The 12914-nt window shown below is 43.5% G+C and carries 5 protein-coding genes; all 5 read right to left on the minus strand.

Annotated elements, in window-relative coordinates; all coding sequences use genetic code 11:
- On the minus strand, positions 1-879 hold the full coding sequence (locus tag PHG87_06570; protein ID MDD5477840.1) for a sugar ABC transporter permease: 879 nt from the start codon (positions 877-879) through the stop codon (positions 1-3).
- Complete coding sequence (locus tag PHG87_06575) at positions 879-2177, minus strand: extracellular solute-binding protein (protein MDD5477841.1); 1299 nt, start codon at positions 2175-2177, stop codon at positions 879-881. The genes PHG87_06570 and PHG87_06575 overlap by 1 nt, the downstream gene beginning before the upstream one ends.
- A gap of 163 nt (positions 2178-2340) precedes the next feature.
- Positions 2341-3036: a PilZ domain-containing protein gene (locus PHG87_06580; protein MDD5477842.1), complete on the minus strand. Its 696-nt coding sequence runs from the start codon at positions 3034-3036 to the stop codon at positions 2341-2343.
- A gap of 96 nt (positions 3037-3132) precedes the next feature.
- On the minus strand, positions 3133-8409 hold the full coding sequence (locus tag PHG87_06585) for a hypothetical protein (GenBank protein ID MDD5477843.1): 5277 nt from the start codon (positions 8407-8409) through the stop codon (positions 3133-3135).
- Between the two features lie 22 nt (positions 8410-8431).
- Positions 8432-12913, minus strand: coding sequence for a phosphoglycerate kinase (pgk, locus tag PHG87_06590; protein ID MDD5477844.1), 4482 nt, complete (start codon positions 12911-12913; stop codon positions 8432-8434).
- Position 12914 lies beyond the last annotated feature (1 nt).

Raw genomic sequence — 12914 nt, forward strand, 5'->3', positions numbered from 1 at the left:
TTACTGGCCTTTCTTGGAAAAACGGTATTGGATAAAAGATATTATAATCAATACCAGGCCAAAAGTAATCCCCTGGGCGCAGGCATAACCAAAACGCGATGAGCCGCGCATCGAAGCCAGGATCCTTAAAACCGGAACCGAAGTATGCCCGGCGAATTCTCCCCCGACAAGGCTGACAATCAATACAAACACCTGCATCGTGCCTAGAACCGTAAGGATGGCAACCAGCACCATCACCGGGATCATTAAAGGCAGGGTTATTTTTTTAAATGACTGCCAGGCGCTGGCTCCGTCGACCCGGGCGGCTTCGTAAAGCTCGCGCGGAATAGTCTGTAAGCCCGCCAGAAAGATTAAAAATCCCCAGCCAAAACCTTTCCAGCAATGCACAATCGCCACGGTAGTAAGGGCGGTATTGGGGTCGGATAACCAATTATGCACTAAATGCGGAAAACCCATTTGCGTAAGCGTCCGGTTGATTACGTTTGCTCCGTCAATATCATTGATAATAAAACGCCAGGCCATGCCCACGACCACTTCCGAGAGGACCGGGGGGATAAAAAAAATCACCCGGTAAAAATTTTTCATCCTGATTTCACGGTCGCAGGCCCAGGCAAGCATAAAAGCCAGGATATTCTGGAAGGTCAAGGCAATCAAAGTAATATAACCGGCGTTCCACATTGACTGCCACCAGTTTCTATCTTGCAGGAAGATCTCTTTAAAATTCTGCAGGCCGACGAATACCTTAGTAAAAGAAATCCCATCCCAATCAAAGAGGCCCAACTGAAAAACCCAAATAAAAGGAATAATATAGAATATGGAAAATATGGTTACTGCCGGCAGGACAAAGGTGTAATTTTCTAATGTATCTTTTATCTTCATTATTTCGCTTTTCTCTTGGCCATCTCACGATCCTTAATCTGCTGCACTTCCGCGGCTACCTGTTCGGGAGTTTTCTCTCCGATAATAATGGACTGGATGCCGCGGTCAAAGGCCTCGATGACCAAAGAAAACTCCGAAACCCCCCAGACATTCGGATGGGTCGCATATTCCATACCGCGGGCAAATTGGGCAAGCACTTCAGGAATCTTAGCCAGACAGTTTTTGTTGGCAGGCAGATTATTGGTGGCTTTGGATAAATACGCCTGCTGGTCCTGGTCGGTCAACCAAATTAAAAACTTAACCGCTTCTTCCTTATTCTTAGAACGCGCGTTAACCATAAAAGAAGAACCTGCTCCGCCCCAAATAGACATCGGATACTTGTCCGAGGCCTGCGGCGGCAGCATCGCCCCGTATTCAAGGTTAGGATTCATTCCTTTATAAACATTCACGCACCAGGAGCCGTTAAAAGCAAAAACAGCTTTTTCATTGGCAAAAAGCTGTTCCGCGGATTTATTAATCATGGTTACCAGGCCTTTAGCTAAGACACCTGAATCCTGCATCTGTTTAAAGATAGAAAATACCTTGACCCAATCCAGATCGGTGTAGGGGACTTCCCCTCTTATCGTCGCCATTACCTTGTCTTTACCCATAATATTAAAGGCATAGTCGTTGGCCAGGCAATCAATCATCCAAACCTCACCCCATCCGGAGACCAGCCCTTGCAATCCGTTGGCTTTGATTTTAGCCCCGATTTCCAAGAATTCAGGAAGAGTTTTGGGAGGATGATTGGGATTTAAACCTAATTGCGCAAAAAGTTTTTTGTTATAGACCATCTGGATGGTCATAATATCGATCGGAACACCATATGTGCCGGGATTTATCCCATAACTATTACCCAAGATAAATTCATTCACTGCCAGCGCCTTGGGGAAAAAGCTGTTCTTCCAACCGCTATTGTTAGCTTCCATATAAGAGGTAAGATCTAAGATGTGGCCGGCTTTGATAAAAGAAGCAAAATCCCTCTTCTCTCCCAAAATGCCGAAAACATCCGGAAGGTTTATGCCTTGGGCCGCGGCGCGGATCTTCTGCGAATAAGCGTCCGAAGGGGCATAAAGCTCGAAATTTACTTTTACGCCGGTTAAAGTCTCATATTTTTTTGCCAGTTCCTGAAAGGTTGCGTCGCGGTCGGTCATCCAGTGCCAAATAGTTATGGCGGGCTTGGAATCAACTTTTTGGCCTGAACAGCCTAATACTGAAAATAATACAAAAATACCCAGAAACAAGTTCTTAAACCACATCTTAATACTCCTTGCCCACACGGGCACACCCGCATAATTCCTTATAAGCGCGGAGTGTTCTGTTTTTGGTGGGAGATTTATTCCCTAGGAATAGATCATAAAAAGACATAATACAAAAATTTAACATATTTTAGCCAACAAATCAAGTTCTTTATTGGCTAAATCAGGCACGTAGGAGGCGCGAAACACCCATAAGATCAGCCCTTTCCAACTCAATACCCGAGCGATATCCGGTTACTCCTGCTAACCTGGACCAGACAACCTGCCCCCTTGTGTATAAAGGGTCGGTACTACCGGGAACATCCAGCCAAATCTCTAAAGGAGTATTAGATTCCAATTCGTTTGCGGTGGATAACCCCAAACCTTTTGCGCTTACGTCAAATGTCTGAGCCTGCCCTTCTCTTCCGTCTAAGCCGATAAACCGGGCGGAAAACTCCTTCTTGAACCTTTCGAAGATCCGATGATCATTCATCCCTTCGCCTCCTTTCTCTTTTTCCACCTTTACAGCTCCCAGCCACGGCTTCTGCTTTGAACCATTAGGACGATACATGTTGATAAATTTATAAATTTTGTCCTTATCCGCGTCCTTTATCCTGCTAAAATAAAGCCCGTAATGATTAATGCCGTTAACCGCCTTGTGCCAGGCAACCCAAATTTCCGCCTCAACGGTATAATTTTCAGAGAGCCGTAAACTCATCTTAAGCTGGCGATCCTGCGGCAATTTTGTATTTAAAGTAACCTTTGCTCCTTTAGAATTGATATCCTTGATCTGGCAGAATAATTCCTCGGTCACCTGCTCTAACTTAAGCGCGGCGTGTTGATTCACCTGCCATCTGGCTAATCTTCTGCGTTCCTGCATGATTTACTCCTAATTCTAAACTGCTGAACCAAGCTAAGTTACACATACATTATCTCCTATTTATTAAATTAATCAAGAAAAAAATATCTGTATACATCAGTCGCCGATTACGGCCGTTTTAACTGCTTCAAGATTAGTTACTGCGGGTAAGACGGGCGCGGTTGATACTGTTGAAGGAAGGACACTAAGGGTTTCTTTAATATCGCTAATAATCCGATTGAGCCGCTCCGGAGAATTTGTATTAAAAATTGCCTCGGCAATAAGCTTAAGATTTGCTGAAGCCGGATAGCTATTGTTACTGGGCTGTGCTAGAAAATCTTTGGTCTCTTTTACAATACTTTTATTCTCTTCAATCAAATTCAGCGTAAGTATTTCTTCTATTTCTTTAAGCCCATATTTATTGGCTAATTTTGTTATTGCTTCTTTAGAAAAAGAATAATATAATTTATTTTTAAGATTATCCAATTTGCCCAATCCTATATCCTCAATTATAAGTTTCGCGATCAACTCCGGCACGGTTTTATTAAGTTCTTTTGCAAATTTAGAAATTGCCGGCTGAGCGACCAATCTTTCATCAATAATTCCAATAATATTCTCTATCTTCTTTTCATCAATCCCGTCTACTTTTGCCTGTTTATAGAACTCCATTTTTGCTTTCTCAACAGTAAAGTCGATTTTTAAATCGGCCGTATCCATATTAATCACCTGAGCCAACCATGCCTTGAACAACGCCGGATTACCCGCGGTTTCTTTAACAAGCTTTAGGATAATCTCTTTGCCATATCCGCTATTAAAGAGCTTGTTCAAGTCGCCATTTTTGAAATTTTCGGCATTTAACCAATTTCTGATTTGCCCCTCGGATGCGGCAAGAATATCCGTTTCTTTTATCGAAACCTCTTTTATAAGATTATTCAGCGCCCCGGTTCCGCCGACTGACTCAATATTTAAAAGGTATTCAAACAAATCGGATTTTATTTCCTTTACCTGCGCATCCTTAAGCTGAGAATATTGCGGCAGGTCGGTTAATTGTAGATTTTCCACGTCTTTGGACTTAATAAAAATATTTTGTTCTTCAAGCGCTTCTAATACTTGGGGTTTTAATATTGGGTTATTTATTAAAGACCACATATTCAATATTATGTAGGGAGCGGGAATATCTTTGCCATCCTCTAAAATCTTGTTTAAAACATCCTCTTCCTTGGCTAGAATACTCAATTTATCCGGCAGATCCGTTGAAAAATTATTTGGATCATTTAATTGCCCGAGCAAAACATCCTGCTTGATCCTTAACTGGTCTCTGGCTATTTTAAGGAACTGATAAGGATTGGCCGATCCTCTCATTATCTGCTCTTCAAAATTTGCCAAGAATTCCAGGAAGCGCTTACCGCGCAAGGTAAGCTCATCCTGTGTTCCTCTTACGCGTCCGTCAAATACCAGGCCCAGGGACTTAAGGGCTTCAACCGGTTGGCTTAGCCCTCTTTGAGATAAATATTTCTCTAATTGCGCAGCCGTGGCGATGTCTCCTTGCGCAATTACCCCCGCGCGCTGCCTAATCTTTTTTAAATATTCCGACTGTAAGTATTCGATATCTTTATCGGTAACTTCCGCCTGATGCCGGCTGACATCAACCAATTTTCCCGCCTCCTGCCGCAGCCGGCTTACCCCCTGCGCGTCCTGCTCTTTGTTTATCTTCTCGGATATCGCCAATACAGCTTCCTTCTTAGCTTCAGGAGAGGAAATTTTGCCTAACTCTTCTTTTTCTTTTGTGGTAATTAATCTATCTTTTCTTTCATTTACTATAACCGAAAAAGTTCCTTCGGCGCGGTTAGCTTTATTTATGCGGCCGCTAAGCTGAGTAAGCTTATCCTTAGAATCCACTCCCACCTTAATCAACGCCACTTTGTATTTGCCGTTAGGCGCGTTAAAAGTATTGACGCCCGCGCCCATACCCTGGATAATCAATATCGGCTTCTTTGACGGGTCAACTTTATTATTCTCCCTTATCTCCTCGAATTTTCTTCCCTGCAACTCGCGATTCTCCCCGGTTACAAATTCTATTTCACTGCGCGGGATAATGCCGTCATCCATTGCCTTAAGTATCCCCGCGCGCACCTCCTCCAATTTAGACGCGCTGATATCGGTAACCGCAACCTGGGAAACTTCTTTACTTTTTATAAGCTCCACGACGTGTTTTACAGCCGCCGCCACATCAGGCAAATCCGTTGATATTACGTCTAATTTATTGATTCCATTATCCCAATCCACTTTTTCTTCCGGCGTAACTCTTACCGTGCTGACTCCCATTTCATTTAAAGTCTTGCCCTGTCCCTCAGTGGTAGCAGAGCCGAAAATTGCCTTATCTATCCCTATTTTCTTCAACAGCTCAGTGGTGGTAATACGGTCTGTAGGTTTATGTAATAAATTATCCGCCACCTGCTCATCGGTTGCGCCTTCTTTTAACGCGATAAGCCCGGCTACTTCCTGGCTGCCAAACCTGGTATTCGGCCGCTCTGTGCCGTCGCTATCGGCGATACGGTAATCCACGTATTTGCCTTCTTTATCGCTGGTTATCCAATAATGTTTGCCTTTTTCTTTATTAAATAGCGTATCCGCGGCTAAATCTATAAGATTTGAAAACTCCTCTTTAGCCCGGCCATAACCCAAATCTTTCAATAAATCTTTATGGCTGATAGAGATACTCTCAATAATTTTTCCTCTGCTTGCCGGCTTTAACTGGTATTCCGAGCGAACCTCATGTCCGCTTAAAAGAGAACGGGTTTTGGTTATGCCTTCGATCCCATTATCATGCAAGCCCGCCTCCTTGTTGATTTCTTCATTAATCACCCTGAGAAGTTTTACTTCTTTCATTACCAAACTCTTTGCGTTTTCATCGGTAAGCTTGGAATAAATACCTTCGCGCGGGCCTTTAATCAAATCCGCATCCACTAAAACAAGCTGGATTTCATTGACGATTACGCCGGTTACGCCTTCTAAAATTTTCTTTTGTCGCGCACTTGCTCCCTTTTCATCCAAACCAATGCTCTTAGCGTCATAATTCTCCATAAGATAAATTTGGGGTTTCTGCGGCTTAAATTGACCTATCAAGACGGGCGCGTGCGCATCCTCTATTTTAAAAACGTTGCAGTCCTTTGCTAACCTTTCCACCGTAGGGTTATCTTTAAGCTGCTCTAAATTTTTGGAATCGGGGTCGATGTAAATATTTTTAATTTTGGATTCTTGATTAGCGTTTATCTTTTGGGTTATATCCAAAGCCACCTTTATTCCGCTTAGATAACCATCCATCTTCCCGCCGCTCATTTCCAGCCCCACTGCCAGGCCTTTGGTAGGCATTTCCAAATTTGATTGGGCAAGATGGACTGCTACGCTATATGTAAATGCCAGCTGGTCCGGACGGATATTAAAATTCCTGTTTTTAACAAGGCCGGCAAATTCACGCGCCACTAAATTATCTATGGTTATATCCTTGCCTACCTTACCTGCTAATATATTTTTTGTTTCCTCCGCTATTCTTTTGCCGATCGCGTTTAAATTATCTACGGTTAAAACCTCAAGTTTTATGCCAGCCAACTCGTTCCTTAAATTATCTCCTACGCCCTTTAAATTATCATCGCCGTGGATGCGCGGTAATTCAAATGGGTTTACTTCGATAGAAGAAGGCAGGGGGACGGTTTTTATATTTTCCGGAGCGGAACCTCCGGCTGTGCCGCCTGTATTTATACCTGAAAAATCGACAGGAGTAAGTTTATTTTTTACAATACCCGGCCCAAACATATTCACCGCCATCACCGCTGTTGCGCTAGCCGCTGTCCCCAAATTGCCGGTTTTTCCGCCCTCCCATAAAGCAGCCGCGGCCAATGGCAGAGTTACTACAGCCATAGTTACCGGCGCCTTATATTTTTCATACGCGGGCGGTAATGACAATAAGCTAAACTGCGTTTTAGCTGACTTTACCCCGCGCAAGGCTTCTCCGCTGCCGCCGCGCAGGATAAATAAACTACCGGCTGCCTCACCTAAGTTACGGTAACCGGAATCGTAATCCCATCTGCCGTCAACAATTGAACCGCGGCGCAACCCTACGCCTGCTTCAAGAGGATTAGCTACAAAATCCGCAAAACCGCGCCAGCTATAACTCGGACTTGCGCCCGCGTTGGCGCCAATAGATAAACCGGTAAGCGGGCTAAAAGACCCTACGCTCTTTATAAATGCTCCGGCAAACGGAACGCCATAATTATCCAATCCTTTACTAATCGGAACAACCAGAGAATCGCTAATACCAGCCAAACCGGTAAAACCTTTTTCATACCAATTAAAACCATTGGTTAAATTTTGGTTCTGAACATTAAGACTGGCTATTTCAGTCGCATCTGCCACTACCCGCTCATTAGTCTTAATCTTTCTCTCTTCTAAATAATTCTTAACTCCCTGCGGTGTAGCGGCTACCTCAGATAGGCCGCTGAGCATATCATCATTATATTTTCCCGGCGCAAGCAAATGCTCCTCTTGCCTGATTTCGTTCATCAGGTAACCGATTCTCCCGTTATTGTCGGCAAAAGTATTATAGGCAGGGGATTTAAGCGGAGAAAGACCATAGACTGTATTGACCAAAACCCCTGCGCCGGCAAGGCCGATATAGCTTCTTACGGCAGGATTCCCCCAAATCATATTGCTACCTTGCCAGGCATAATTAAGCCCTTGCGCTACCCGGCCGCTCCGTAATGCCCAAGAGCCGCTGTCTATTGCTAAAGAAGGCACGTATCTGGAAACCCCAGTGGTTAATAAATCGCCGGCGCTTGAAAGTACTCCTTCAGCTGCTCCACCCGGGAGGGTTATAAATGCAAAATACTGACTAAGAAACTCCTTATGCTCTCTGCCTTCGGGAGTATCCCAAAATCCCGGCTTAAATATGGTTTGGTCTATTGCCCAGTTTGCCTTATCGTAAATAGCATTTTTTATTCCGGGGAGCTGGTTAGATATTGTTTTAGTCCAATTGGTATTAGCTACTGCGATTCCCGCTTGGGGATTATTGGTCAGTACACCAGTAACCAAGCCAGCAGTAGATTTAATGCCCTGGATATTGATATTACTAAAAGGAGAAGTAAAATTTGTTGTAGAAATGCCAGTTACAGACTTAACTGTGTTGTAGACATTGCTTGCGGCAGTATAGGTGCTGCTGGCTTTGGAAACATAAGATTGGGCGGTAGAACTAATGCTGGATAGGCTGGATTGAACGCTTGATTTGAGGCTGGATACGCTGGGAAGACGAGATGTAATTTCATCGGTGATACCAACGGCTAAGCATACCTGCTGCGACAGAAAAATCGCTATTATTAATAAAGCAACTGCCTTTTTCATCGGCTTTATCTCTTTTCCAAATTTAATTCCTTGTCATCACTTCACCTGCAGCTGTCTCTACTTTTTCAGCTTCTTTTTCAACATCTTTGGCTTTCACCCCTGTGCTAATCGCTGCGATGAGATTCTTATCGCTGAGCGTTTCCAGAGACGCCTTATTTACAAGTAGAAAATCCCTGACTTTTTTCGCGCTCACCTTTAATCCATTGGCGATATCAATTAGAGCTTGCGCTTTTTTCAATCCAATCATTACTAACAATTCTTTGGCTTGCATAACTGCCAGCGCTGAACTGCCGCCTGTTGAGATATAAATCCCCTCGCCGGAGATGCCAAACTGCTCTGCCATTGCTCCGGTATCCGAACCCACTAATCCGATATTGGCTTTGTTTTTGGCGGCTTCCAGGCAAGTCTTGCCAACCTCTTTTGAGCCAACCTCAAACTGCGGTATTTCGCTCACGCCTAGCGCGCCATTCCAAACATTCCATCTTCCGGCAGGAGTCTGAAGAATAATTTTGCTAAACTCTTCAATACTCTGTTTATAAATATCATAGATGAAAAGATTTTTAGCGATTAATGTATCTCCTGATTCGGTATCAGCGAATGTACCCTGCTTCAACTGCTCCAGGGTTACATGATAAATCTTGGCGTTTTGGGGAATTTTCTTTAACTCAAGCCAGGATTTTTCACTGCCTTCAGCCGGTTTGGTTAAATCCATATTCACCACCACAAAATCAGAAGGCAACGCCAATTTGATGTTATATTGCTTAGACAGATCAATAATACTCTGGGCTTGTTTAAGATCGTTCTCGCCGACCTTTGCTCCGACCTCGATATTATGCAGTGCTTTTAAGAATGGAGCAACCGGCCCGGTTCCAATCATTAGGAATCCGCCCTCCTTCATGTTCGGGATGACTTTTTGCAGCATCGGCACCTTCTCGCTGACCTTGGGGCCTCCGCCGATAATAACTCCGTGAAGATTTTGCAAAGCAAGTTGTAGATTTTTATCCTCATTTTCCATTATCAAGCCAAGGGCGATCTTTTCCACGTAGTTGGCGACTAAATCCAATGATCCGCCGGTCCTTTCCGCCGCGCCAAAGGCGTCAAAAATAAATACCTCATTATCCACTAAATCCGCCAGCCCCGCGGCAAAAGACGGATCATTTCCTTCTTCTCCTTCATAGAAACGGCTATCCTCAAGGATATTTATCGCGCCAGGAATGATTCTTTGCTTTAATCCTTTTGCTAACCCCTTAGCCGTTATGCTATTCTCATGAAACACCGCTTTATAATTGTATCCTTGCGCTTCTAAAGCTTTTTGGATTTCTACGGAAATCGGCCCCATAGAATATGCTTTATCCACTTTCCCGTCGGGCCTTCCATTATGGCTGATAACTACCACAGTCTTAGCTCCGTTTTCCAAGGGATAAACCATGGTGCGTACGGCTTCAAAGATCTTCTTTGTTGATTTAATTTCTCCCTTTGCGCCGGAAACATTAAGGTCTACACGTTCAAGGACACTTTTACCTTCAAGCTCTGCCTTACCCCAACTGCTCATATAAGGAACAGTTGCAACTTCCGTGGTTTTAATTTGTACAGGAGCGGGCGTCAAAATTTCCTTTGCCCTTCTTGCGTCAACCATCCAGGGCGCCCATCTGTGCGCAATCTGGCCAGGTGCCGCGGATTGATTATCATAGAGGCCTTTGATTATTATGGTTTTCTTGTTATTAAGCACTTGGATCATAAACCCGTCAATAATCGAAACACTAGACCATCCTACAATAGAGTTGGTATCTAAAGGAGTGCCGGCAACACCGGGTATTCCTTCATAGAACCTGACCATACCATTTGATTTATTTTTTGCAAAGTTCCTCAACGCGTCTCTGACTTCTTTTTCAGTAACTTCTTTTTTTAGATTCATCGTGATCGTAAAGGCGCTCCCCGTGATTGCGCCAACCCGTTTAGCCGTAATCGGGAAATTACCTTCCAATTCCGGGATTATCTTAAACAGGTTCTTGGCCGCTCCGGTAGAAGCTTCCTGGATATCCTGGATTATCGAGAACCCTCTCAAAACATCCACCGGATCTCTTTCCCTGCCGCTAGGTTCAGGGAAAACAGCGTTAGAAGCGGTCTGCGCATGAACCGTCTCACCAGAACCTGACTCAACGCCAAAAGCTTCATGCGCAGCGACAATCGCAGAAATCATGGCATTAGAAGTACAAGATAAAGTATCTACTGCCCAGGTATTCGAAGTCACCTTATCTCTGTTAAAAGAAAATAATGCTTCCTTGAAAGCAATTTTAGGATTCAAACCCGCTGCCTTAAGCCCGACTTTTATTCCGTCTTTATTCACCGGAGAAGCGCAGGCTACCGGCAACCCCATCTGTATGAATTCTTTGATACGCAACGCCTGATAAGTGCCGCCTTTACCGCCTCCTTCATCTTTACCCGGGCCATATTCCGCGACTACATCCGGGCCGATTCCTAATTGCCTCATTATTCCCACTGCGTCTTTATTGCTTATTTCCGGGCCAAAATAAAGAATGCGCATTTCCGGCCGGCCTGAATTTTTATCTTCAGGAACAATAATAGTATCTATCTTCTTCCCATCTACATTTACAGGCTCACCGAGATGTAAGCCGGCGACTTGATATCGCGCGAACACTCCGCCGGAATAAAAATTCTGCCGAACAAATGCCGCAGCATTAAGTTGTTTAGCTCCTTTGAGTGTTTTTATGGCAACGATGTTTTGCCCCGGTTCCCATTCATTTAGCCATGAATTAAACGCGCCTTCCGAAAAAATAACCGCGTTGCCGGCGCTGACAAAGATATTTGTCGGTTTCAAAGCAATGGCTAATTTCCTATCCAAGTCATCATTCTTGAACAAATCCGCTTTGGCAATGCCTTTTAACGCAGCCAACTGCTCAGCGCTTAAACGATGGACTATCTTTCTTATCCGGCTAAACGTCTCGGTTTCAGTAAGGTTAGCCAATTTCCCCAACACAACCACCGCTTCCAGCCTGCTCAACTCTAATTTTTCGGCTTTGGGGAGGCTATTCAATTTCTTTGCTATACCGTCTAAGATTTCTGCTGATTTGACATCGGAAGCTAAAATTTCCTTGAGTTCCGCCATATTCAAAGAAGCCAATAAGAACTTTGGATTAGTCCGCATAAATTCAGCTTCTGCTTTTGCTAATGCCTGCTGCCAATCTCCCAAATTAGAATCTTGTTCGGCAATAAACAAAGATGTCCTGGAAGCATCAATTTCTCCTTTATTTATTGCTTCATAAATTCCTGCCAAGAATTGATCCGGAGGTGTTTTATCCTTATTGTCAAATGCTTTTAAATTAACGAAACAAACGTACTTATTATTGTCTGCTATGGCTGCCCTGCTTACCCCTTTAGCCACAGCAAGAAAACCGGGAACTTTTTTGCCTGAAGAGGCAAATAATACGCCATGGACAAGCGGAACGCCCGCCATATCCGGCCTATTACTTTTAACCGACATAATCCTATCGATATTCTTGCCGTCTACGCTTGCGCCATAAAGCATTAAAAATGATTTACCCCATATTGAGTTAACAATATCTTTACCGTATTTTACTTCAAGTAAATTATATATAGCTTGATGGACATCGCGAACCTCATCAGTATCTGCGGCTACATCCTTACCTCCCGCATCTGCGACCTTTCCGATTTTGTCCGGAGGTTCATTAGCGACATAAAACTTAGTATCTTTTAACCGCTCTGCCGGAATATGATTAAAATAAGCATTTAACTGCGCTAAAATCTCCTCTTTGGAACCTCCAACGCAAATGGGTATATCTTTGATTCCGGCATCAAGCAATGCGAGGATACGATGATTTATAACTTCATTAAATCTTGCTGAAGCGATATTTTTAGCTTCAATTCGAGCCTTATCATTCGCAACAGGAATTTCTGTTAATAGATTTTCCATTGCTTTAGTCATTGTCTTAATCCAAGCATCTCTTACTATTAAAGGAACAGTGCCTAATGTCGAATCACCTATTTTCACTGGCCCTACAGCTGAATTAAAACTATTTTCTGCGATTTCTTTAATCTTGATCTTAGCTAAATCTTTATCAATGCCGCCGGAAATTAAAAGGCGCTCTCCCACTTTAGTTAACTCCTTAATACAATCTTCCCTTGTTGCCGAATGTCCTAAAAGAGCACCTGCAAGTTTTCTCTCTAATAATTGACTTAAGAGTATAATTTGACCAACATTTTTCTCTTGCTCCTTAGTAGTCTTACCTCCAACTTTAAAATTTTCTGCAAAAATCTTGACGTTAGGTAAAGGCGTTCCACTTAGTTCCCTTTCAATGGAATCTATCATGCCAGAATTACTCTCTACTACCGGAGCGCGCAGCTTATCCACAGTACCTAAAGCGGCATAGCTTCTCACCGGAACACTGGTAATAATAAAACTTACCACGGCGAGGCCGGAAATTAATTTTGAAAACAATGATTTCTTAGGAAACTGTGCGAACATT

This window comes from Candidatus Omnitrophota bacterium (assembly GCA_028716245.1).
GTDB lineage: Bacteria > Omnitrophota > Gorgyraeia > Gygaellales > Profunditerraquicolaceae > UBA6249.

What these genes read in the sequence shown, in the direction of transcription:
- PHG87_06570 (MDD5477840.1), bottom strand. Translation starts at nt 879, where the DNA reads ATGAAGATAAAAGATACATTAGAAAATTACACCTTTGTCCTGCCGGCA.
- PHG87_06575 (MDD5477841.1), bottom strand. Translation starts at nt 2,177, where the DNA reads ATGTGGTTTAAGAACTTGTTTCTGGGTATTTTTGTATTATTTTCAGTA.
- PHG87_06580 (MDD5477842.1), bottom strand. Translation starts at nt 3,036, where the DNA reads ATGCAGGAACGCAGAAGATTAGCCAGATGGCAGGTGAATCAACACGCC.
- PHG87_06585 (MDD5477843.1), bottom strand. Translation starts at nt 8,409, where the DNA reads ATGAAAAAGGCAGTTGCTTTATTAATAATAGCGATTTTTCTGTCGCAG.
- pgk (MDD5477844.1), bottom strand. Translation starts at nt 12,913, where the DNA reads ATGTTCGCACAGTTTCCTAAGAAATCATTGTTTTCAAAATTAATTTCC.